The following is a 21702-nucleotide window of genomic DNA, read 5'->3' as shown; positions in this document are numbered from 1 at the left end:
AAGCAGGATTTATATTTGATCTTGTATTCTTTAATTAAAAAGGTAAATCATCATCATCGTCTCCTGCAAACGGATTTTCGTTTGAAACTGGAGCTGCAGATTGCTGAGACATTGCCTGAGTTGGTTCTGAAGCATTCTCAGAAACCTTCTCTACTCTCCACCCTGTAATAGAGTTGAAGTATTTAGTTTCACCTTGAGGAGAAACCCATTCTCTACCTCTGATGTTGATTCCTACCTTTACGTTTTCTCCTTCTTTAAGGTTATCTAATAAACTGATTTTATCAGATAAAAATTCTATGTTTATCGGCTGTGGATACTGTTCTTGAGTTAAAATAACCATTTCTCTTTTTTGAAACCCGCTCGCAAATGTTTGAGCATCAAAAAGTTTCTTTACCGTTCCTTGTAATTCCATATCGTATATATTAACGATGTAAAAGTAAGAAAATGAAATGTAATAAAAGGTGCCGTGAAAAAAAAATGTAGAAATTTTAATTTTTTTTCTTGAAAAGTTTGGTAGTAAAGGAAATTGCCCTATATTTGCACTCACAAAAACGAAGCAAGCTCTTTAAAACTTACAATATAAAAAAACCAGCGGATGTGGTGTAATTGGTAGCCACGCCAGACTTAGGATCTGGTGCCGTGAGGCGTGGGGGTTCGAGTCCCTTCATCCGCACTATGCGAAAATAGCTCAGCTGGTAGAGCACAACCTTGCCAAGGTTGGGGTCGCGGGTTCGAATCCCGTTTTTCGCTCCACACCATGCCCTGGTGGTGGAACTGGTAGACACGCAGGACTTAAAATCCTGTGTCCGCAAGGACGTACGGGTTCAAGTCCCGTCTGGGGTACAAGACCCTCTGTAATATCTTACGGAGGGTTTTTTGTTTTAATAGAGAGCGTTCTTTAAATAAAAATCTTATATTTGTAAGAAATATAGCCCGAATTTGTAAAAACAGATCGGTAAATCAGCGGATGTGGTGTAATTGGTAGCCACGCCAGACTTAGGATCTGGTGCCGTGAGGCGTGGGGGTTCGAGTCCCTTCATCCGCACTATGCGAAAAGGCTCTTAAGAGTCATTCAAAAGGTTGGAACCTCGGTTCGGATCTTTTTTTTTGCCCACACCATGCCCTGGTGGTGGAACTGGTAGACACGCAGGACTTAAAATCCTGTGTCCGCAAGGACGTACGGGTTCAAGTCCCGTCTGGGGTACAAGTCCCTCTGTAATCTGATTACGGAGGGATTTTTGTTTATTACCTTTATAACATATGATTGTTTCCAGTTTTCTTTTCCAGTCTTTCCAGCCTTTCAAAAATACAGGTGAAGATATTCTTGTCTGCTGTGGAAACATATCCTACAATCTTATAATATTCTTTAATGCTTTCGTTTGTTGATTGATTTTCAGTTATATATTTCAACGTTTCATTTGTATAAACCAGTAATTTATTAATAGGGTCTGTATTCAGATCGGATTTATTCAGAAATACAATATCTCCGTATTGATATTGCGGTAATAGATGTTTTTCTGTAGTAAATTCATAGATTAAATCAACGGATGCTAATATTTTTTTGCAATATTGGCAGGTCGGAATTTTCCGTTGTTACTTGCGTTTTCTTCTCATTCTGATTGGTGAATTCCGGAAAAAGCATAAGCTGATCAGTGCCTGAAACACTTCCCAATTGGCTTGCCTGTAGGGTTTCTGTCAGAAATTTATCAAGATTAAGGTTAAAATGATTCGCTACTTTCAGTATTGTTTCGATTTTTGGTTCTGCACGTCCTTCTTCATAAGAGCTTATTACTCCTCTGTTTAAATCAAACAAATCTGCAAAAGCCTTTTGGCTCAGTCCTTTAACCTGTCGTATCTTCTTAATATTACTTCCAAAGAAGCTCATTTTGTCTAAAATTTTTTGCAAATATAGAGAATGTGAGATAAATGATTGATAAAAAAATTTGCAATTTTGTCCAAACGAACGGTATGCAGACATTTGATATCACAATATTTTAAAGGATGAAATAGCGATTCTACAATCTGTTTTAAGAATATAAACGGGCAAAAAATGAGTTCCGTATTATATCAATTTTTGGTCTGGTTATGGAACCGTTTCTTTTCGCATTACAGATTTCAGACAATACAATATACTCTGTACCCATAATATTGTGTAGTTCTGTATCTGTATCCGGACTTAAAGACTCCATAATTTTGTTAAGTAAGAAAGAGTATTTATGGAAACGATAGTTCAACGTCAGGAGCAGATTCAGTACACCGAAGCTTATATTTCGGACATGCCGGAACTGAAAGAGATTTTCCTCCAAATGAAAGGAGTAAAGAAAGTAGACCCGAATTTCGGACTTCCTTTTATATTGGCGAAAAAGAGAAATGAGACCATTGCATTTGCCAGTCTTATTGTGAATGAAAAGAATGAAATCTCTTTTAAAATATATGATAAATACAGAATGCCAGAAGCAGAAAAGAGAACTTTTTTTTCCCGTGCTGAAAGATGTTTTAAAAAAAATAATGCCCCTAACTTCAGGAATTCAGGACAATTGAAAAGCAGTATAAGAAGAATGATCAGCTGGCTGAATCTTGAATAAAACCATGATAAAATTGTACATTTACTTAAAACCGTAATGCAATGCCGAAAGACGTTCTGTACCTTAAAATAGCCAACTCTGTTACGGAGCAGATCAAAAGTGAAACCCTGCAGTTTGGAGACAGACTGCCTTCATTGAGAAGTGCCCAGAAGTTATACAACGTTAGTCTGAATACTATAAAACAGGCCTATATGGAACTGGAAAGCCGTTCTCTGGTAGAATCACGTCCTAAATACGGATATTATGTAAGCCAGACCTCTCAGCGAAAACTGGCGCTGCCCTCCGTGGCTCAGATGAAGGTTTCAGAAGGAAAAAATACGCCACAGGATTTGATTGACAAAGTATTCGGGAGTATCGGAGGTACAGATGTTACACAGTTTGCTCTTGGGATTCCGGGGAAAAGTCTTCTTCCGGTGGCAAAGATGAAGAAATGTATGATTGATGTAATGAAGAGGAAAAGCGACAGCGGAACCAATTACGAACCCGTACAGGGAAGCGAAGTTTTGCGTCGGGAAATTGCCAAATGGTCAATGGTAATGGAAGGGAAAATTACAGAAGATGATCTGGTCATTACTTCCGGAGCAATGAATGCCGTTTATAATTGCTTAATGGCTGTAACTCAGCCAGGAGATTCAGTGGCGGTGGAAAGTCCTGTATATTTCGGAATTCTTCAGGCGATTCAGTTATTAGGGCTGAAGGCTGTAGAAATTCCAACCCATCCCATTACGGGAGTGGACTTGGATGCTTTAAAAAAAGTGCTTCCTAAGCTATCAGCGTGTTGCTTTGTGGTGAACTATAATAATCCACTGGGATTTCAAATGCCTGATGAGAACAAAAAAGAACTGGTGAAAATGCTTACCGAACATAATGTTCCTTTAGTGGAAGATGACGTTTATGGAAACATTTATTTCGGGGCAGGAAGGCCGAAACCGTGTAAATTTTATGATGAAGCAGGAATTGTGATGTGGGTAGGCTCGGTTTCTAAAACATTGGCTCCGGGCTTTAGAGTAGGATGGGTTGCGCCCGGAAAATTTAAAGAAAAAATCATTCGCCAAAAGTTGGTTCAGACGGTAAGCGGGCCTTCTTTGTTTTCAGATGTGATTGCGGATTTCCTTGCCCACGGACGTTATGATCACCATCTTCGAATGTTCAGGAAAAAGCTCTACGCCAATTATCTTCAGATTCAGAAATCGGTGATTGATTATTTTCCGGATAATACAAAAATATCAGAACCCAAAGGAGGTTTTATGCTCTGGCTGGAACTGGATAAGAGAATCTGCACAGAAGATCTTTATGATATCGCAGTAAGCCAGAAAGTAAACTTTGCCCCGGGAAGAATGTTTTCACAATATAACCAGTATCAGAACTGTATGCGTCTGAATTATGCATTAGAATGGACAGACAGAGTAGAAAGTGACCTGGAGATGCTGGGAAAAATGATAAAAAACAGAATTTAATAAACCCTATAGTGATGAATATCAGTAATGAAGTAAAAATTGTAGCCTATGAACCTCAGTATAAAGAAGCTTTCAAAGCTTTAAATGAAGAGTGGATCAAAACGTTTTTTGTGATGGAAGCCAGTGATTATAAGCTGCTGGATAACCCGGAAGAACATATTTTAAATAAAGGGGGACATATTGTTTTTGCGCTATTAAATAATGAAGCCGTAGGAACCTGTGCATTGGTGAAAGCGAAAGATGAGCCTTTTACTTTTGAGCTGTCAAAGATGGCGGTAAGTCCTAAAGCTCAGGGCAAAAAAATAGGATATTTATTGGGAACATCATTAGTGGAGCTGGCAAAAAACCTGAATGCTGAAAAGATAGTTCTGGAAACAAATTCTGTGCTGGTTCCTGCAATAAAACTTTATGAAAAGCTGGGTTTTAAGCATGTACCTATTGTGGATGCAGGATATGACCGTGTAGATGTGCAGATGGAGCTGAATCTGAGTGTGTAACAAAAAAATATTAGAACTCGGATAGGAATATCCTTGTTCTAATATCAAAATTTAAATCTAATTGCTTTACTGTTTTATTTCTTGATGAAAGCCTTAGTCAGTGACTTTTTGCTTCCGTTAATTTTAATAAAGTACACTCCAGCAGGAAGATTTCCGAGATTGATTTTTTCATCATAATATCCTCTTGAAGACTGTAGTTGTGAAGTTGAAACAAGCACTCCTTTACTGTCGATGATTTCTGCTTTAATTTCTTTATCTTCAGATGAATACTGAATACCGATGAATGTTGACACTGGATTTGGATATATTTTAAAATAATCAGCGGTTACCTTCATCTCTTTTGCTGCCAATATTTCTTTTGAACATACAGGAATTCTGTTAACTCCATCTATTCCCCATGAAGCCTGTACCGGAATACAAAGCCAGTTCAGTACAGTAGGAAAGTGGTCTGTTTCCCTTGTTGTCGAGGTGTAGTCATAAACTTTAAAATTGGTAACTGTATTGGCATTATAACTCGGAGAACCTGTTACAGCCATATTATTAGTACTTGGACTTGAATCCGTCAACGTATTTCCTGAAGTTCCATTACATTTCCAATTGGCTAATAATTGAGAATAATAAGGGTGTGAAGACGTAATATCCTGATTAGCCCAATTCACAATGACATCGTTAGGAAGAGCAGATTTCCAGACTCTCACATCTTTATAGGAAGCTGCAAGATTGATTCCATAAGTATTTGTTCCATCCTGATTTAAGGTTAAAGGAAGTCCGGAATCAATATTTCCGATGGTGCTCATTTTAGCAAAAGTTACCGGAACGCCATCTTCATATAGAGTTACAAGGCCATCCCTGTCGAAGCTGGCAGCAATATGTTTCCACTTATTGGTCTCTACTTTTCCACCCACAAGATCTATTCTGTTGGTTCCGTCACCAATATTCATTTTGAAAGTCTGCCCGGAATATCCTGAGAAAACAAATCCCTTATTTTTCCCATTAGCCCAATTTTTATTACTGATCATTACCGGGTCACTGGAATAAGAGGCATTAGGTTTTACCCAAAATTCAATGGTAAAATCTTGATTGGCTCCAAAATTAAATGGAGTCTGGTTCGCTGGTTTTGCATAAGTTCCGGCAGGAAAATTCAACTGATTAAATGTCTTATTGGATTCCAGCACCGTTTTGCTGATCTGATGTGGAGTAAATCCAGGATTGGAATACACAGTAAAGATATTTCTTTCAGAAAGATTTCCGCCTCCATGCGAACTGTCTATGGCCCCGTGGTCTGTAGTCAATACTACCAGCCAGTCTTCATTGTTATAAGAGGGTCTGTTTTTCATGGCAGCCACAATTTCTCCTATATAAGTATCCGTTGTTTTAATAGAAGATACGTATTGTGGAACTGTTGATGAAAATCCATAAGAATGTCCCGCATGGTCTACATCATCAAAATCTACAAAGAGAATATCTGGATTGTCATTCTGTAACGCGTTTATGGCTGCATTTTTTACAGCAAGATCTGTTGCCAGATTGGTCTTAACATCTGCATTCTGTACGATTTTATCATTGATTGGTGCCCAGTGGGCTAGAGAAATGGTTCTCAAATTCGGATTGTAAGTTTCCGCTCTTGTTATGAAATCGGGGTAATTAACATAATTCGGACTGGTGAAATTATTGTCCTGAACATTGTGTTTAGTGTGCCATACACCGGTAAGCATGGTGCTCCATCCGTTTCCACTCCAGGTAGTGGCAGCGCAAAGCCCGTCAACAGAATAAATTGACTGACTGATAAGGGTTTGGATGTTTGGAGTAGGCGTAGACATCATTACGTCTGCACGACATCCGTCAATTCCGATAAAAAGCACTTTTTTTGTCTGAGCTCCAAGAAAGCAACTCATTACAACAGCCATTGAGAATAGTTTTGTTTTCATAGGGAAAAAGAGTTTTTTGAAAATAAAAAAGTTTACAAATAGTAATTTATTTTTAACTATTGTAAAATTAGTTTACTATTTGTAAACATATGTGAACTGAAAATTAATTAATTGATAATTAAAAAGTTCTGAAAAAGAAGGATGAAATGTTTAACCACAAAAGTCACAAAAGATGTTGGAGTCTTGTTTGATTTAAGCTACAGACTTTACGAATATAAAGTTCATAATAGGCTTAGAAAATCTCCGATTTTGATAAATCTTCAACCAATCGTATGATATTCTCCTCCTCCGGAGGGGTGTCAAATCAGAGATTTGACGGGGTGGTAAAAAACACAAACATTTCCAATGGATTACTATGAAAACGTTTGTGTCAAGAAGTACTAAAAAATAGTTTGAAAAAGAGGTATTTAAAGAAGATCTTCAGCCTCAGAAATAGTATTAAGAATATAATCAGGTGCTGCTTTTTCCAGTTCTTTTCTGTTTTGAGCTCCCGAAAGTACAGCTACTGTAAGTCCGCAACCTGCATTTTTACCCTCTTCAATATCAATAACAGAATCACCCGCCTTTAAAACCCTATTGGCTTCAGTGATATTGAATTTCTTCATGGCAAGATGAATCATTTCTGGGCTTGGGCGGCTTTCTGACACGTCATCAGCAGTAATTAAAGCATCAAAGTGAATACTTTCCTTCCAGTTAAGTTTATTCAAAAGCTGATGAGCGATTTCAGAAGTATATCCGGTATTTAAAACGATCTTTTTGTTCTGAGACTTCATGCTGAGCAGGAAATCTTCCGTTCCGTTGATGGGTTTTACCTCAAGATTTTTATAGGATTCTTTAAGCTGATCAGAGAAATTCTCAAAAATAGCAGGAGCATCTTCTTCATTCCCATTGATTTCTTTTAAAAGACTTGTAATGGCTTCTAGTTTTTCCATTCCGGCACAGCTGGATAATACTTTTTCCAGACTTACCACATAGCCGTAATCATTTACAGCATTGGTAAGTGTTTTGTAGACTACATTATCTTCATCAATTGTTGTTCCGGCCATATCCAGAACTAATAATTCTATATTTTTCATTTGAATTTTATGCGTAAATTTTTTCAATATTAAATTTGGAAAAGCCACCGCTTCCCGTCATTCCTTTCCCTCCGATACCTGTTATAATGTGAATGTTGGCAGATGGGCTGTGCTCAAAAACATCTTTGGTTTTGCATTGGGAATAAATTCCGAACCATCTTCTCTGAATTTCATACGTAGGAAGATCAATGATTTTTTTAGCCTCCAGAATCATAAATTCATCAATCTCCATATTAAGATCATATCCAAGATCATCAGCATTTTTAGCATCAGCATACTCATGAGAATCTCCTATAATTACAGATCCGTCAAGAGCCTGCTTGAACAAAATATGAACTCCGTATTTCTTTTCAAACGAGTTGGGATCTTCTAAAGCCTTGATTATCTGAAAAGAAGGGCATTCGCTGAATGATTCATATCTTCTCACAGAAAGCCCTGTAAGAATATTCCCCTGAAGCGAATAGATTCCCTGGGGCTTGGTTTGAAGCATCTGCAGTTTGCTGACTTCCAGATCACTGTCATTGAATACTTTAGGGTATAAAGTCTTAAACTCATGTCCGCCGCAGATGATGATTTTTGAAGCATTAAACTTCGTTCCATCTGCTGTTACAGTTGTACATTTCTGATCATCTTCATAGGTTTCAAGAACTGTTGTATTATAGAAAATCTGCAAGCCCATTTTTTCCTGAAGCAACTTATGAAGCTTTACAATCATATCTGCAGAATCTACAGAAAGTTCCTGCGGAAAAAAGAGACCTCCTTTACAATAATCTGAACGAAGGCCGTCATATTTCTTGATGCAGTCGTTTTTGGATAATAAAACAGATTCATAATCATTATTTCTGTTGATTTCATAAAGCTCTTCAATCAGTTGAAGCTCTTCATCATTTGAAGCAATATATATGGAACCATTTTGTCTGATGGTAAGGTCTGCCTGAGTGTGAAGTTCATTATATATTGCAAGGCTTTCTCTTCCGAAATTTTGCCATTTAAGATCCATTCCGGAAGGCACTACCTGCCCGAAATTCCTTACTGTAGCTCCTTGAGGAACAGAATTTCTTTCCAGTAAAGCTACCTTAAGATTTTTCTTCAGCGCATGATAAGCATGGAATGTTCCTAAAATTCCACCTCCTACAACGATTAAATCAAATTTTGTTGTCATTGTACTATAATTTATAAAATTTTCGACGTATCGAAATTGATGAATTGATTAGAGTTTGATTTTGGCTTTGATTTGTTCCTGAAAGCCAGAAAAGTAATCACCGAAAGAACAAAAACCGCAACGGTGATGATATAATTTAAGTTGATATAAAAATGTAACCATGAAGTCTGTGCCGAACCAAAGTTTTTATACAGCAGGATCAGCACACTTCCCAGATATCCGAAGGAATCTACAATATAGATCAGAAAGCCTACATTTCCTTTGATTTCAAAGGCCGCGATCATCCGGTCAAAATAAATTCCGTTAAAAGGAATATAGCAGATATACATTCCGAAGCCAGAAATGGTCATCCATAAAAAAGGAGACAGAGAACCCTGCTGAAACAGATAAGTAGAAAGGCCTACCGTAAGAATACCCACAAAAAGAATATAATGATAATAGGCAAATGCTTTTTTATTGTTTTTGACTTTTACCATAAAGCTTAAAACCACAAGAACCATTACAGCAATAGGAATTTCCGTTAAAGTGAAAATGGAACTGTCAAAAGTAAAATTCAGTCCATCCCAGATTTCACGATTGAAATTATCTCTGAAATCCCTTAAAACCGTTAAGCTGATATATAAAAAGATAATACACAGGATGGGAACAAAAAACTGCTGGATCAGAGCTTTTCTTTCCGAACCATTCAACGGTTGTCTCTTGTTTTTAAGCAAAATATCTTCTTCTGAAGGCTTGGGAATCCTTTCGAGAAGTAGCCCGGAAAAAATCAGAGGGATAATGAAAACAAGTCCGGCTGAAAACGGCATCCAGAATTCTGAAATGGAGAAATTATCCATTAAAAATTTTCCTACAGATTTTGTAAATCCTGAAGAAACCACAAAGCTTGAACATAAAAAAAGTCCGATGATTTCTGTGGTTTTGCGTCCTTCGATATAAGAGAAAACAATTCCCCAGATCATTCCCAATGGAATACCATTGATAAACATAAATAGAATATTGTAAGGAGCGGGAACAGCTGCGAATCCTAGCAATGCAAGCTCGGCAATAGCAATGAAAACAAACAGATAGGAGAGTCTTTTCTGAGGCTTCAGTTCCGAAATAAATTTGATTCCGATGAATTTTGAGATAAAATAACCTACAGCCTGAGCAATAATAATCAGGATCTTATAATCTACCCCAAAATAGGAAAGTCCTTCGAAAGAAGCTACAGTAAAAGGTTTTCTGAAACCGTACATGCAGAAGTAAACACCGAAAGCGGCAAAAGCAGCCCTCAGTGTTACTAGTGTTTTTTTATTAATGGTTCTGGCCATGGTAATGGTTTAGAAGTTTAGTTTTATTCCGAGATTAAATCGTACTCCATAATATTCTACCTGTTCAGGACGGTCTTCGTTTTTACCGAAGTGATAGATCAGAGGTTTGTTCAGAATATTGTTCACATCTGCATACAAGGTCAGGTATTTTGTAAACTGGTAAGAACCTCCGAAGTCAAGATTGCTGTATTTACCATAATAAGAATCATTGATATCCTCTTCAGCATATTCTACAGCATATTTTCCTTTGTAGTTGTAAGCCAGCCTTGCATTGAATCCCTTTTTCTCAAAGAAAAGCTGTGCGTTGTATAATTCTTTTGCCTGATAGGGCAGTGCTACCGTTCTTCCGCTTGGCTTTTCCATTTCTGAAGTCATGAATGTAGCATTCAATTGCACTCCGAAGTACTGTAAAAATCCTGGAAGGAAATCAAATCTTTTGTTAATTCCAAGTTCAATACCTCCTAACCATGCTGCTTTTCCATTATTAGGTGCTGTAAACTGAACTCCGTTGATTCCATTATAATTTCCGATAAATGAGTCCTGGAAAATAGGATCTGTAATAGATTTATAGAAAACGCCGCCACTCAGAATCCCTACATTTGAGAAATAATATTCTCCCATCAAATCAAAATTCAAAGAATACGTAGGATTAAGATTTGGGTTTCCGCCTTTAAACTCGTTGTCTGCTTCAATATAAGTTCCTCCGGGAGTCAGATCTCCAAAATTTGGTCTTGAGAAAGTTCTTGTGGCAGCAAAACGAAGGTTGGTTTTATCGTTTAATGTATATTTCAAATGAATCATAGGAAGGACGGCCAGGTAGTTTTTTGTGTTTTCTACTGGTGTCAGGACGTTATCATTTACGCTATAACCCTTCACTTTGGTATTGGTATTGGATAATCTGATTCCCCCTAAAATGGTGATCTTATCATTCAGTTTGTAGGTTGCCATACCATAGGCATCCGCATGTTTTTCAAACACATCAAAGTTTCTTCCTAATGCTTTATTATATTCCAATGCTTCGGAATCTGCAGTATTGATCTTTAAATTTCCCTGATTCTGATACCAGAACTGATTCATTCCTGTGGTAGAAAGTACCGGACCAAAAGTATTGCCGATGTGGGCATTCATTTCACTTAAATATTTCGGTCCATTGGGTTGGGTCGTGATATATTGGGAAAAATCAGACAGAAGTGGTGCTGTTCCGTTGCTCCAGTTGTAGAAAATATCGGAGAATTTTGCATTACGCTCCTTATCACGGTATTTAAAACCATATTTTAAGGTCAGCTTATCAGAAGCATTGATCTCATGGTTGAAAGCTGCTACGATTTTATCCTTCTCCTCTACAAAAACCTTATAAAATTCAAGATCGGTAAATCTCATCTGTGAAGCATCCATCTTAAAATTAGGGTCACTGTAGAAACCAAATAAAGCATCCGGATTTTTATAATCTAATTTCCCTCCATCAGCTTTCCAGTAAGCTCTAGGACCATTTCCATGATTTGAAATATAATCAGGATTGATGCCGACACCAGATTGAGTGTACTTGATGACATAATAAGAATTGTTCTGTTTATCAGGGATATTTCCATACTTGAATTTGTTGTCGTAGTAAGATAAATCCCAGTCGATTTTTCCTTTATTTAATTGATGAACTGCGCCCAAAGAAACAGAAGTAAGTTCTGTAATCAGTAAATTATGGATATTCTGAAGTTCCACTCTTGCTGTATTGTTGGCACTGCTGAATTTATCAAAGCGGATTCTGTGTTTATAGTGGGTTTCATCATCCGATAAGGTGCCATACATTCCTTTTAAATAGAAGGTTGTTTTTGGCGAGAGTACATATTCAAAAGCAGTATTGATTCCCGTTGTTTTTCTTACTCCGTTATAATCACGAAGTTCCAGTCTGAAAACCCCTTCGTCACCACTTCTTCTTGCCTCAAAGTTATCTGTAGACCAGTTCCTTATGAAATGCGCAAAGTTGAATAAATACCCGAATTTTTTATCCTTCGTTCTTCCTCCATATAAAAATCCCAGGTTATAAACTCCTTTATCAGCTTTAGCATTATACCCGCTTCCGATAGTTGCTTTGAATTCTGTTTTCATAGGCGGAGTTTTGGTGATAAAATTGACACCACCGCCTATTCCGTCAGCTTCGATATCTGGGGTAAATGACTTGTTTACATGTATATATGAGATCAGTTCTGTAGGAAAGAAATCGAATGCTGTTGCTCTGGAAGTTGTTTCTTCCTCTGCAGTGGGAAGCCTGTTACCATTAATGGTTGTTGATGCCCAGAATGGCGGAAGTCCTCTCAGGGAAACAAATCTTCCTTCTCCCTGGTCTCTTTCGATGGAAACACCCTGTACACGCTGTACTGTCTCTGCGGCATTTCTGTCCGGAAGTTTTCCAATTCCGTCAGAAGCAATGACATTGGTAATGTTGATGGCATTTTTCTGAAGATTTAAAGCTCTTGCTTCCGTATTTTTCAACGTTCCGGTCACTATTACTTCATCAATGTTTTTTCGGGGCTGGGAAAGCTTAATGATTCCCAAGTTAACCGTTTGTTCCGGTTTCAGATCAACAGTAATATCTGTAGATTCATAGCCAATATAGCTGATTTGTAATGTGTATTGACCTTCTTTGATATCATTGATGGTAAACTTTCCTTCAATATCAGTCGTTGTATTTTTAGATAAGCCTTTTATTTTGACTGTTGCCCCGGGGAGAGGCTGGCTGTCGTCAAGAACAGTTCCTATAATTAACTGTTTTTGCGCTGAAACAAAGACCATGAAACAGACAAAAACAAGGGTAAGTAATTTCTCTAATTTTGTTTTCATTTTTACATATATTAAATTTTTTATGCAAATCACGCTAATAATTTTAATATATATAAATATTTTGTGTTAAGTATTGTTTAACAAATAAGTCTTATTTGTTACGCTTATTTTACTTTTAAACTCATGAGTGACAACATTTGAAAATAGTTTGAAATAAGGTTTAAATTCACTATTTCAATACTTTTCGCAAATATTTACTGTAAATAAAAAGAATAGAAATCTTCCTAGAACAACCCAGTTTTGGTTAATATTTCGTTCATCTTGGAAGAAAACAGAAAAATAAAAGTTGCATATTTGTAAACTTTTGTATGTGCTGGAAAATTAAAAATTGAAGAATGATGTAAAAATTGTAATATGATTTAAACGCAAAGTTTAATAATTATAACGCCAAATTATAAGTGTGCAAAGGTTACGATGTTGGCGTTGATGAAGCGTGATTATTATGCATACGCTTAGAAAGAATCAATGAAATTGATTCCATTCTTTGCTCCCTTAAAAATATAAGATTTAATAGTAAAGACTTTGCGCTGAAAAAGTATTTAAGCAGTATAAAAATAAAGAACAAGCATCACACAGCTTTCATCGCTGATGCTTACCGGAACGTGAGGAAACTTACCGTTGAAATAAAGAGAATCACCTTCTTTTAAAATAATTTCTTCATTATCAATTACATATTTTACTTCTCCTTTCAGAATATATTTAAATTCCCAGGCATCTGTAATGACCTTTTCTCTTTTAGAATTCGGTTCGAGAGTTAACAAAACGGCTTCAAATCCTAAAGAATGAAGACTCTTGCTGAAGATATGCATGTATTTGAATCCCTCGGCTTCTACTTCCTTTTCGATAATTTGCTGGTTCTCCTTCGGAACATAGATGAATTTGGCATTGGATTTTTTCTCAACCCCTTCAAAAAAATAACTGGCATCAATCTCAAGAGACTGAATCAGATCCAACAGAACAGGAAGTGAAGGAATGGTTCTACCGTTTTCAATTCTGGAAACAAGACCGTTACTCACATTCGCTTTGAAAGCCAGTTCATTGATGGTTAAATTATTCTTTTTTCTAATATCCTTTAATCTCTTGCCGATACCTATTAAAAAGTCGTTCATACTGTGTGAAATTTAACCTGAATTATTTTTTCGTCATTCTACTAAAAGCAAAGGTAATATTATTCTATAGAGTTTGGATAAGAGAAGGAATCAATTCATTGAAAATTATTATTGAAAAGGTATGCTGAATTTGTCTTCTGCTTTCTTTCCCTTTTTGCCCATCCCAATAAAATTTCCCTATTTTTGTGAAACTCCTTATTTCATTTATGAAAAAAATCATTCTTATCGAAGACGAAACCAGTGTGGTATCTTTTATTAAAAAGGGACTTCAGGAAAATGGGTATGAAATTTCTGTTGCTTTCGACGGGCGTACAGGAGTGCAGCTGGTGCAGGCTAACGATTTTGATCTGGTAATTTTAGACATTATGCTTCCGGAAATGAATGGTCTGGACGTATGTAAAGAAATAAGAAAAACCAATCAAAGTGTTCCGATTTTATTTCTGACTGCTTTGGGAACTTCTGAGAATATCGTTCTTGGGCTGGAAAGCGGTGGTGATGATTATCTGGTGAAACCTTTTAAATTTATTGAACTGGTGGCCCGTGTGAAGTCTCTGCTAAGAAGAAGCAATAACAACGGGCCACAGGAAATTGCTGAACCGGAGCCGGATAATGAACATGTATTTCAGTTTTCGGATCTGATGGTGAATGATTATAGCAAGAAAGTGACTCGTGCCGGAGAAGATATTTCTCTTACTTCCACAGAATATAAACTACTCCTGTATTTCCTGAATAACCCGGAAAAAGTAATTTCAAGAGCTGAAATTCTGGATGCGGTCTGGGGTGTAAACTATGAGCTGGGAACCAATGTGGTGGATGTGTATGTCAACTATTTAAGAAAAAAACTGGATAACCAGGACGATAATAAATTGATTCATACCGTGATAGGAATGGGGTATGTGTTGAAAAAAACATAATGAATGTTTAATAAAGTCATTACAAATCAGACCAAAACGATGGTGCTTTTGATGTTGGTTTTTACCGCCATCATCCTGCTGTTCAGTGGTTTGGTCTATTTTTCTATTGTTAATTTCTCACATCAAAGATTTTATGAACTGCTGAAGATCAGAACGGCAACCATTGTTCAGATCGAAAAAAGCAAAGATCATCTCGACCTTCCGGAAAATTATATTCTCAACAGCCTGAATGATGAGGAACTTCCGATGGAAAAAGATTATGTTTTTGCCGTTCCTGCCGATTCCAATTTCAAAAAAATATCTCAGGAAGTTCATATCCCCGATTATTTCTTTAAAAATATCATTAGAGAAGGAGAGTCTAATTATAATGATGAAGAATTCTATTATATAGGACAAAGCTTCAGATATGACGATAAAGATTATATCGCCATTGCTTCTGCCAAAAACCACTATGTCATTTATTATCTGGGCTTTTTAAAAAGGACGCTGCTTACCTGTATTGTACTTTCTTTGTTCTTCAGTATGATATTTTCTTTTTATCTGTCTAAAACCTTATTCAGACCTATCTTAAAAATTACAGGAAAAGTAAAGGAAATCAGTTCTGAAAATCTTCACCTAAGACTGGAGTCTCAGCCTGATAATAAAGAACTGAATGAGTTGGTAGATACATTCAATGATATGCTCAATCGTATTGAAACTTCTTTTGAAACCCAGAATCACCTGATCGGAAATGTTTCCCACGAATTGAGAACTCCTCTTACATCCATTATGGGAGAAGCCGATGTTGCGCTTTCCATCAGCAGAACAGCCGATGAATACAAAGAAACCCTTGGTATCATTCTGGATGAAGCCGAAAAGCTGGATAAAAAAATCAAAGCTCTGCTCATGATTGCCCAAACCGGATTCGATGGAAAGATCCAGAAAATGGACAAGGTAAGAATTGACCAGCTTCTCTGGGATGTTATTGAAACACTGAGAAGAATTGATTCCCGAAATAATATCTATCTTGATATCAGCATGCTTCCTGATAATCCGAAAAAACTAAAAGTACAGGGGAACGAACAGCTATTACATCTTGCTGTGGCTAATATCATCAGTAACGGCTGTAAATACTCTAACTTTCAGCAGGTTAAAGTTTCTTTGGGAGCCACCAATACAGACGTTTATATCATTGTAAAAGATAACGGTATCGGAATTCCTGAAGTAGAAATGAATAAAATCTACGATCCATTCTTCAGAGCCTCCAATACAAACAACTATGAAGGCTATGGAATTGGGCTTCCGCTGGCAAGAAATATCGTAAGAATGCATCACGGTGAACTGATCGTAAGTTCGCATGAAAATCAGGGGACAACGGTACAGATGCGTTTTCCGAATTTTTATAGTATGCAGAAAGTAGAATAGTCAGATCCCTTTTATTCAGTCTGAAAAACAATCCGGTAACAAGCAATATTCATGAGCAGTTTCGTTATTTACGATTTCGCTTTTTTGTTATATTAACTCCCTTTAACAATTTTCTAATCTCATTTTAATCTCTTTAATCACATTTTAATTCCGTTCCAAAGATCCTCTAATATGGTCGTTCTAGTTTTGTATCATCAAAAAAGATAAACACAATACAAAATAATAAAGAACATGGCTAAAACAATTTTAATTGCGACAGATTACTCTCTTGAGTCATTGAATATATTGAAGAAAGTACTTAAGGAGAAAGATGCATCAGAAGATCAGAACCAATATAATATCCTTCTGACTTCCGGATATGACTCCGGAGATTCTATCAGAGACCTTTTATTCACTACCAAAACATCGGTTTTTAATAAAATAAGACCGGAAGAGTTCTGTGATGCCTATGGAATTATCAGTAATAAATATCCCCATTTGGTAAATAAAATCATTTGTGATGTTTTTACAGGAAGTTTCCAGAGAACATTCAACCAGTATGTAAAGGCGGAAAATATTGAGGAGGCTTATTATTCTCCTTCCATCAAAAGCAAAGGAAAGGGTAAGTTTGATCTGATTCCTTATATCAAAAAATGCAAAGAGCTGCAATCCCATGAAATTGCCGTTGAAGTAAGAGAAAGACTTCCGGAAAGAGGAAGATTGGCAGAGATCTTTGTAGAGGTCTAAAAATAAAACACTATTTAAAAAATAAAAAATGTTAAGAAATTATAGTAACAGCAGGACACTGGGAGATAATATCAGGTTGGGGACGCTGACTGCCTTTACGGCGGGTACTATAAATATTGCTTCCCTATTAATATTTCTTTCTTTTACCTCGAACGTAACGGGACACTACGCTATTTTAGCAGCAGAAATAAGTAAAGGAAACTGGACGCAGGTGGCCGTCGTAGGCGGATGGATCTTTTTATTCTTCTTCGGAAGCTTTCTGTCCAACTTTATTGTCATCAATTTTAACAAAAAAAGTAAATATTTTGCCCATTCTATGCCCATTGCACTGGAAATTATATGTCTCCTTTTTGTAGGAATATACGGGCAGTTTTACTATCAGAAAACATTAGAAGAAACAGAATATTTGGTAGCATTAATGCTTTTTGCCACTGGACTGCAAAACGGTCTTACGGCAAGTATCTCCAACTTCTCTGTGAAAACCACACACCTTACCGGAACAACCACCGACCTGGGAATTCTGGTATCTATGTTTACGCAGAAAAAATACAGAAGAAACGGAGAACTGATTGGCAGAGCGAAACTATTGATGAGTATTATGCTTGCCTATATCATGGGAGCTGTATTCTCAGGATTGACTTATTACTATCTGGAATTCAGAGTTTTCTATGTAATCAGTCTATGTCTTCTGTTTGTCATTGGGTATGATGCCTATAAAATTCATATTCGCCACTTCAATACGAAGTACAGATATAACAGGATTTACAGAAAGCCCAATATATTTGCCTACCTGTATGAGAAAATCCATGGAATTCCTAAAAGAGAGAAGAAAAGAAAGCTTGTCTTTGAAGATTAAAATATAAAACACACTATTAATTTTTTGTATAAACTAGCTGTAAATGCCCTTATTTTATCATAGAATAGGGGCGTTTTTCTGAAAAATTATCTTATGATCTGTCTTTCTGTTGTTTTTACCATGCTTTTCATGCTTATAGAAATGAAAATTCCCGGCTCAGACAAATAAACACGCTAAAGCCCTTCATTACAAACATTAAAAAAATTGGTTGGGGATAAATAGGCAAAAATGTTGATAATTAAATATTAAATCACGGTTTTGGTATTTTAATTCCCGTTTTCATTGACTATTTTTGTAAGTTGATTTACGTTTTTATGTCAGATATTATTCAGCTTTTACCGGATCATGTAGCGAACCAAATTGCAGCGGGAGAGGTGGTGCAGCGGCCTGCATCCATCGTGAAAGAACTTTTGGAAAACGCTATAGATGCAGATGCAACGAAGATTGAACTGATTGTCAGAGATGCCGGGAAAAACCTTATTCAGGTGGTAGATGACGGAAAAGGAATGTCCGAAACAGATGCGCGAATGGCATTTGAAAGACATGCTACCTCCAAAATCAAAGGAACAGAAGATATCTTTAAGATTGCCACAAAAGGCTTCCGCGGTGAAGCCCTTGCCTCTATTGCAGCAGTTTCTCAGGTAGAACTCAGAACGAAACAGCAAGACACATCTATCGGAACCAACATTTATATCGAAGGTGGGGTTTTCCAGTTTCAGGATCCGATTCAGACAGCTGACGGATCAAATTTTTTAGTAAAAAATCTTTTCTATAACGTTCCTGCAAGAAGGAAGTTTTTGAAAAATAACAATATTGAATTCAGACACGTAATTGATGAATTTCAGCGTGTTGCACTGGCTCATGAAAATCTGGAGTTTTCCCTTTTTCATGATGATGAAGCTGTTTTCAGACTGAGAAAAGGAAGTCAGATGCAGCGTATTGTAGATGTTTTCGGAAGAAAACTTCAGCCGCTTTTGATTCCTATTAAAGAAGATATTATCTGGTGTAAGCTGCATGGGTTTGTTGCCAAGCCTGAAGGAGCCAAGAAAGCAAGAGGAGAGCAGTTTCTTTTTGTGAACGGAAGATATTTCAGAAGTCCATACTTCAATAAAGCAGTACAGGAGGCCTTTGAAGGATTACTTCAGCCCGGATATGTACCTTCATTTTTCCTTTTTCTGGAGCTTGATCCGGAGAAAATTGACGTGAATATCCACCCGCAGAAAACCGAGGTAAAATTTGAAGATGAACACCTTATTTTTGCTTTGCTCCGCTCAACCATCAAAAGATCTTTAGGAATTTATAATGTCTCTCCAAGCCTTGATTTCGACAGAGACCCGGAACTGGATGAAATGATGAATAAACCGATACCAAGTAAAGGAAACGGTGGCGGAAGCGGTTTTGTAAAAATGCCTGAAATAATTGTAGACAAGGATTATAACCCTTTCCTGGAAGAGAAAAATGTAGTGCATCCGGAAGAAATTCAGAACCTTACGGAAATGTACCATCAGAATATTACCGCAGAGCCTTCAAAGATCAATTTATTTGAAGATGAAGATTTTGACGAAGATCTGATGAGACTTCCAAACGGCTACTGGCTTTTCAATAAAGGAGATGTGACACTGATGCTGGATCTTGGAAGAATGCACAGGCTTTTGGTTTCTGAAGGGAATAAATCTATCAGAAAATCAAACACAAACAGCCATGCCCTTCTATTTTCTCTGGAGTATCATATGAATGAGATTGAAAAGACAAAATACAATTCGATAAAAAAATATCTTCCGGAATTAGGGTTTGACATGAAAATTGCTCATGAAAGTGTGCTTCGAATAGATTCACTTCCTGAAGGACTGAAAGAAACCCAGGCGATGAAATTCCTGGAAAACCTTTTTGAAATCCTGGAATACAAGACAGAAGAAGAATTTTTACAATATTACCATAATCAATGGAGCAAAATGCAGTCGAAGTCAAGATTTGATTTTATTTATAAAAAAGATGCGGAACAGCTTATCAAAGACTTTACAGCATTAGGTTTCCCGGAATTTTTACCGGATGGGAAAAGATGCTATTATGAAGTTCCGTTTAACGACTTTAAAAACAAATTTTAAAAAATTATGTTTAACAATATACCACCAATTACAAGGAACATCATTATAATCAATGTTATAGTATTTATTGCTACTTACTTCATGGGAGATCAAATGATTGGTTATCTCGCTGGCTTTTATCCATTTTCGCCCTATTTCCATTCATGGCAGGTTGTTACCCATATGTTTATGCATGGAAGTATTATGCATATTTTATTTAATATGATGACCCTCTTTAGCTTTGGGCCAATTCTGGAACAGACATTAGGAGATAAAAAATATTTGATTTTATATTTTGTAAGTGGTTTAGGAGCCTTTTTCCTTTTCAATGCATGGAATTTTGTAGAAGCCCAAAGTATTTCCCGTGAATTGCAGGAATTAGGATTCAATGTGAATGCATATCTATCAGGAGCAAACGTTAATTTGTCCGGAAATGCAGATTCCATTCTTAAGCAAAAAGAGTTACTGGAAAGCTTAAAAGGTATCATGTATACTCCGATGGTAGGTGCTTCCGGAGCTATTTTCGGAGTGGTAGCTGCCTTTGCAACATTATATCCTGATGCAAAAATAGGAATCATGTTTATTCCTGTTCCTATTAAAGTAAAATACCTTTTACCGATCATTGTGGTGATTTCAGTATATCTTGGTGTTTCCGGAAATGGAGGAGGCATTGCTCACCTGGCTCACGTAGGTGGGGCTTTAGTAGGGTGGCTGCTGGCACTAAATTGGAAAAAACATTTGTACAGATTCAATTAAAATAATTTTGTGAAGGTTTTAAGACTCATACTATTTGTTCTGCATTTTGGGATTCTATTTTTGCTGTTAGGTACATTATTGAATGCATATGTTCCACCGAAGGTGTTTCCATGGTTTAACCTTCTTTCTTTAGGTTTTCCTGTTCTTATTATTTCATATATCATCCTGACCATATTCTGGGTTTTCAGCTGGAAAAAGAGAGCTTTTGTATTCATGTTTCTGGGGTTGGCTTTTATCAATCCTGTAAAACGATGGGTAAATTATTCTTCTCCTAAAAATGGAAATTCAGAAATAAAAATAGTCTCCTTCAATACCAGGGCTGGTGGAAGAGGAAATGCTGAAATTGGGCCCTATCTGAAATCTCAGAATGCGGATGTTATTCTTTTACAAGAGGATTCAGGTAGAGAATATCAATTTGAAGGGTATCAAAAAGCAAATCCTGAGGTAGGTGTTACTGTATTAACTCGGCATAAAATTATTGGATATAAAATAATAGATCCGCACGATGAAAGTGTAAGGATTCCGGGGTTGCAGGTTGATATTGAAATAAGAGGCAGGGTTTACCGGTTTATTGATGTTTATCTTCATCCATTCCATTTTGACAAAGACATGGTGAGACTTAACAGAAATACCGATGATAATGAACAAAAGGTTAAAGGGGTTGTTAAAAGGCTGATTCCCACCTTTAAAAAGCATCAGGAACAGGTTGCTTTGATTCGTGAAGTAATTGAAAATTCACCCTATCCCGTTATCCTTGCCGGAGACTTCAATTCCGTACCTAATTCCTACGAATATTACCATTTATCGGATGGGCTTGAAGATGCATTTTTAACGGCAGGAAAGGGAAGTGCAACCAGTTTTCACGATTATAAATTTCCAATCAGAATCGACTATGTTTTTTCTTCAAAATCATTAAAGGCAATATCTTATGAAGTTGACCGTTCTGTAAGTATTTCAGATCATTATCCTGTCACAGTAAAGTTTTCTACGGAGAACAAATAAT

General features: G+C 36.7%; 19 protein-coding genes and 5 tRNA genes. 15 read left to right on the top strand and 9 right to left on the bottom strand.

Annotation, left to right across the window (positions count from 1 at the left end; translation table 11 throughout):
- Positions 1-34 precede the first annotated feature (34 nt).
- Positions 35-412: a DUF3127 domain-containing protein gene (locus KIK00_RS15140; protein ID WP_255813202.1), complete on the bottom strand. Its 378-nt coding sequence runs from the start codon at positions 410-412 to the stop codon at positions 35-37.
- Positions 413-591: 179 nt separating this feature from the next.
- On the opposite strand from KIK00_RS15140, the gene KIK00_RS15135 reads away from it, so the two are divergent.
- The 5 genes from KIK00_RS15135 (at position 592) to KIK00_RS15115 (ending at position 1204) form a co-directional block, all read left to right on the top strand.
- Positions 592-673 (top strand) — tRNA-Leu (locus KIK00_RS15135).
- 4 nt (positions 674-677) lie between these two features.
- Positions 678-753: transfer RNA gene (locus tag KIK00_RS15130), tRNA-Gly, on the top strand.
- 6 nt (positions 754-759) lie between these two features.
- Positions 760-843, top strand: a tRNA-Leu gene (locus tag KIK00_RS15125).
- A 120-nt stretch (positions 844-963) separates the two neighbouring features.
- Positions 964-1045 (top strand) — tRNA-Leu (locus tag KIK00_RS15120).
- 75 nt (positions 1046-1120) lie between these two features.
- A tRNA-Leu gene (locus KIK00_RS15115) sits at positions 1121-1204 on the top strand.
- Between the two features lie 47 nt (positions 1205-1251).
- Here the strand turns inward: KIK00_RS15115 and KIK00_RS15110 are convergent.
- On the bottom strand, positions 1252-1410 hold the full coding sequence (locus tag KIK00_RS15110; protein WP_255813201.1) for a hypothetical protein: 159 nt from the start codon (positions 1408-1410) through the stop codon (positions 1252-1254).
- Positions 1411-1540: 130 nt separating this feature from the next.
- A complete protein-coding gene (locus KIK00_RS15105) occupies positions 1541-1885 on the bottom strand; it encodes a helix-turn-helix domain-containing protein (RefSeq protein WP_255813200.1) in 345 nt (114 codons plus the stop codon).
- A gap of 331 nt (positions 1886-2216) precedes the next feature.
- On the opposite strand from KIK00_RS15105, the gene KIK00_RS15100 reads away from it, so the two are divergent.
- From KIK00_RS15100 to KIK00_RS15090, 3 genes are read left to right on the top strand one after another with little or no spacing between them, the layout of a single operon-like run.
- Complete coding sequence (locus KIK00_RS15100) at positions 2217-2585, top strand: hypothetical protein (RefSeq protein WP_255813198.1); 369 nt, start codon at positions 2217-2219, stop codon at positions 2583-2585.
- 41 nt (positions 2586-2626) lie between these two features.
- On the top strand, positions 2627-4042 hold the full coding sequence (locus KIK00_RS15095; protein WP_255813197.1) for a PLP-dependent aminotransferase family protein: 1416 nt from the start codon (positions 2627-2629) through the stop codon (positions 4040-4042).
- A 14-nt stretch (positions 4043-4056) separates the two neighbouring features.
- On the top strand, positions 4057-4539 hold the full coding sequence (locus KIK00_RS15090; protein ID WP_255813196.1) for a GNAT family N-acetyltransferase: 483 nt from the start codon (positions 4057-4059) through the stop codon (positions 4537-4539).
- Positions 4540-4613: 74 nt separating this feature from the next.
- On the opposite strand, the gene KIK00_RS15085 is transcribed toward KIK00_RS15090, so the two are convergent.
- From KIK00_RS15085 to KIK00_RS15060, 6 genes are all read right to left on the bottom strand, one after another.
- Positions 4614-6467: an alkaline phosphatase family protein gene (locus tag KIK00_RS15085; protein ID WP_255813194.1), complete on the bottom strand. Its 1854-nt coding sequence runs from the start codon at positions 6465-6467 to the stop codon at positions 4614-4616.
- Positions 6468-6874: 407 nt separating this feature from the next.
- Entirely contained in the window at positions 6875-7543 is a 669-nt protein-coding gene (locus tag KIK00_RS15080) for an HAD-IA family hydrolase (RefSeq protein ID WP_255813193.1), read from the bottom strand.
- A 7-nt stretch (positions 7544-7550) separates the two neighbouring features.
- A complete protein-coding gene (locus KIK00_RS15075) occupies positions 7551-8705 on the bottom strand; it encodes a TIGR03364 family FAD-dependent oxidoreductase (protein ID WP_255813192.1) in 1155 nt (384 codons plus the stop codon).
- Between the two features lie 11 nt (positions 8706-8716).
- Positions 8717-10015, bottom strand: a complete 1299-nt coding sequence (locus KIK00_RS15070; protein ID WP_255813191.1) for a DUF5690 family protein — start codon at positions 10013-10015, stop codon at positions 8717-8719.
- 9 nt (positions 10016-10024) lie between these two features.
- A complete protein-coding gene (locus KIK00_RS15065) occupies positions 10025-12850 on the bottom strand; it encodes a TonB-dependent receptor (protein ID WP_255813190.1) in 2826 nt (941 codons plus the stop codon).
- A gap of 539 nt (positions 12851-13389) precedes the next feature.
- Entirely contained in the window at positions 13390-13959 is a 570-nt protein-coding gene (locus tag KIK00_RS15060; RefSeq protein WP_255813189.1) for a helix-turn-helix domain-containing protein, read from the bottom strand.
- A gap of 206 nt (positions 13960-14165) precedes the next feature.
- On the opposite strand from KIK00_RS15060, the gene KIK00_RS15055 reads away from it, so the two are divergent.
- The 7 genes from KIK00_RS15055 to KIK00_RS15025 all read left to right on the top strand — a co-directional run bounded on the left by KIK00_RS15055 (position 14166) and on the right by KIK00_RS15025 (position 21701).
- A complete protein-coding gene (locus KIK00_RS15055) occupies positions 14166-14873 on the top strand; it encodes a response regulator transcription factor (RefSeq protein ID WP_255813188.1) in 708 nt (235 codons plus the stop codon).
- A 3-nt stretch (positions 14874-14876) separates the two neighbouring features.
- Positions 14877-16277 (top strand): HAMP domain-containing sensor histidine kinase, encoded by a 1401-nt coding sequence (locus tag KIK00_RS15050; protein WP_255813187.1) that lies wholly within the window; start codon positions 14877-14879, stop codon positions 16275-16277.
- Positions 16278-16508: 231 nt separating this feature from the next.
- Positions 16509-17003, top strand: coding sequence for a hypothetical protein (locus tag KIK00_RS15045; protein WP_255813186.1), 495 nt, complete (start codon positions 16509-16511; stop codon positions 17001-17003).
- Positions 17004-17031: 28 nt separating this feature from the next.
- A complete protein-coding gene (locus tag KIK00_RS15040; protein WP_255813184.1) occupies positions 17032-17859 on the top strand; it encodes a YoaK family protein in 828 nt (275 codons plus the stop codon).
- A gap of 314 nt (positions 17860-18173) precedes the next feature.
- On the top strand, positions 18174-19964 hold the full coding sequence (gene mutL, locus KIK00_RS15035) for a DNA mismatch repair endonuclease MutL (protein ID WP_255813183.1): 1791 nt from the start codon (positions 18174-18176) through the stop codon (positions 19962-19964).
- A 6-nt stretch (positions 19965-19970) separates the two neighbouring features.
- Complete coding sequence (locus tag KIK00_RS15030; RefSeq protein WP_255813182.1) at positions 19971-20699, top strand: rhomboid family intramembrane serine protease; 729 nt, start codon at positions 19971-19973, stop codon at positions 20697-20699.
- Positions 20700-20708: 9 nt separating this feature from the next.
- Positions 20709-21701 carry an endonuclease/exonuclease/phosphatase family protein gene (locus KIK00_RS15025; RefSeq protein WP_255813181.1) on the top strand — a complete coding sequence of 331 codons (993 nt, stop codon included), beginning with the start codon at positions 20709-20711 and terminating at the stop codon, positions 21699-21701.
- Position 21702 lies beyond the last annotated feature (1 nt).

The sequence above is a fragment of the Chryseobacterium sp. MA9 genome, from assembly GCF_024399315.1.
In the GTDB taxonomy this organism is placed as follows: Bacteria; Bacteroidota; Bacteroidia; order Flavobacteriales; family Weeksellaceae; genus Chryseobacterium.
This window is presented reverse-complemented; position numbering and strand designations above follow the sequence as displayed.

Bases quoted from the DNA above. Each gene is read 5' to 3' on its own strand.
- KIK00_RS15140 (WP_255813202.1), bottom strand. From the start codon at position 412: ATGGAATTACAAGGAACGGTAAAGAAACTTTTTGATGCTCAAACATTT.
- KIK00_RS15105 (WP_255813200.1), bottom strand. From the start codon at position 1,885: ATGAGCTTCTTTGGAAGTAATATTAAGAAGATACGACAGGTTAAAGGA.
- KIK00_RS15100 (WP_255813198.1), top strand. From the start codon at position 2,217: ATGGAAACGATAGTTCAACGTCAGGAGCAGATTCAGTACACCGAAGCT.
- KIK00_RS15095 (WP_255813197.1), top strand. From the start codon at position 2,627: ATGCCGAAAGACGTTCTGTACCTTAAAATAGCCAACTCTGTTACGGAG.
- KIK00_RS15090 (WP_255813196.1), top strand. From the start codon at position 4,057: ATGAATATCAGTAATGAAGTAAAAATTGTAGCCTATGAACCTCAGTAT.
- KIK00_RS15085 (WP_255813194.1), bottom strand. From the start codon at position 6,467: ATGAAAACAAAACTATTCTCAATGGCTGTTGTAATGAGTTGCTTTCTT.
- KIK00_RS15080 (WP_255813193.1), bottom strand. From the start codon at position 7,543: ATGAAAAATATAGAATTATTAGTTCTGGATATGGCCGGAACAACAATT.
- KIK00_RS15075 (WP_255813192.1), bottom strand. From the start codon at position 8,705: ATGACAACAAAATTTGATTTAATCGTTGTAGGAGGTGGAATTTTAGGA.
- KIK00_RS15070 (WP_255813191.1), bottom strand. From the start codon at position 10,015: ATGGCCAGAACCATTAATAAAAAAACACTAGTAACACTGAGGGCTGCT.
- KIK00_RS15065 (WP_255813190.1), bottom strand. From the start codon at position 12,850: ATGAAAACAAAATTAGAGAAATTACTTACCCTTGTTTTTGTCTGTTTC.
- KIK00_RS15060 (WP_255813189.1), bottom strand. From the start codon at position 13,959: ATGAACGACTTTTTAATAGGTATCGGCAAGAGATTAAAGGATATTAGA.
- KIK00_RS15055 (WP_255813188.1), top strand. From the start codon at position 14,166: ATGAAAAAAATCATTCTTATCGAAGACGAAACCAGTGTGGTATCTTTT.
- KIK00_RS15050 (WP_255813187.1), top strand. From the start codon at position 14,877: ATGTTTAATAAAGTCATTACAAATCAGACCAAAACGATGGTGCTTTTG.
- KIK00_RS15045 (WP_255813186.1), top strand. From the start codon at position 16,509: ATGGCTAAAACAATTTTAATTGCGACAGATTACTCTCTTGAGTCATTG.
- KIK00_RS15040 (WP_255813184.1), top strand. From the start codon at position 17,032: ATGTTAAGAAATTATAGTAACAGCAGGACACTGGGAGATAATATCAGG.
- mutL (WP_255813183.1), top strand. From the start codon at position 18,174: ATGTCAGATATTATTCAGCTTTTACCGGATCATGTAGCGAACCAAATT.
- KIK00_RS15030 (WP_255813182.1), top strand. From the start codon at position 19,971: ATGTTTAACAATATACCACCAATTACAAGGAACATCATTATAATCAAT.